This window comes from Undibacterium paludis (assembly GCF_022568815.1).
Taxonomy (GTDB): Bacteria; Pseudomonadota; Gammaproteobacteria; order Burkholderiales; family Burkholderiaceae_D; genus Undibacterium.
Window position 1 is genome coordinate 1 of record NZ_JAKZHX010000052.1, and the last position, 1105, is coordinate 1105.

Here is a 1105-nt window from a genome sequence, read left to right on the forward strand (position 1 = left end):
CTTCAGTGTGATTGGCATAGTTCTTTCTCCAGACACGCTCCATCTTCAGGCTCAGGAAGAATCGTTCCATGACAGCATTGTCCCAGCAATTCCCTTTTCTACTCATGCTGCAAATACATCCATACTTCGCCAGCAAACGCTGATAGGAGGCACTGGCGTACTGGCTCCCCCTATCTGAATGCACGATTAACCCAGCTTCAGGTGCACGTTGTATCAGTGCCATTTGCAGGGCATCGCACACGAGTTCTGCATGCATATGCGGTGCCATCGCCCAGCCTACGATCTTGCGTGAATACAGATCCAGCACTGCTGCCAGGTACAGCCATCCACTTTTGGTACGGATGTACGTTATATCTGCTACCCAGGCACGGTTGGGTTCATTCTGCTCAAACTGGCGATTGAGCTGGTTGGGGGCTATCGGTAAATCGTGCTTGCTGTTGGTGGTGTGAATGAATTTACGTTTCCAGACGACCTGCATTTGATGCCGTTTCATGAGGGTGCGTATCCGGTAACGCCCCACTTTTATCCCTTTGCTCTGCAGACTGGTTCGCAACCGGCGACTGCCATAGGTGCCTCCACTGACTTCAAATGCTGCCTTCAGGTGGACACTGGTCGTGCAGACTGTTTGCTGGCTTTTCTGAACCCTTACATGGGCGTAATACCCTGACCTGGATACGTCCATTGCCTTGCATGCAGCTTGTACAGGGACGGCCTTCTCTTGCAACTGATGGATGACTTGATATTTCATTTCAGTTCTTTGGCAAAGAAGGCCGATACCTTTTTTAAAATATCCACATCCTGTTGAAGTTGGCGGTTCTGGGCTTCCAGCTCACGTATGCGTAGCTGCTCGGGCGTTAAAGGCTTGCCTACACCTGCCTGTTCCAGCTTCTGTACATTGATCTGACTTAGCCACCGGCGTACCGCTGTCTCTCCCAGATCAAATTCTTTGCACACCTGACTCACACTTAAACCCTGTTCTGTCACCATGCGTACTACTTGTAGCTTAAATGCGATATCGAATGTTCTTCTTTTGGCTTTCATCTCTTTTCCTCAATAGGTGAATTATCCCACCTATCTCGGTGTCCGTTATTATTAGACCACTACA

The 1105-nt window shown here is 49.4% G+C and carries 1 pseudogene; it reads right to left on the reverse strand.

Annotation, left to right across the window (positions count from 1 at the left end):
• Positions 1 to 1041: pseudogene (locus tag LZ463_RS28865) on the reverse strand (IS3 family transposase); the annotation flags it as partial.
• Between the last annotated feature and the right edge of the window lie 64 nt (positions 1042 to 1105).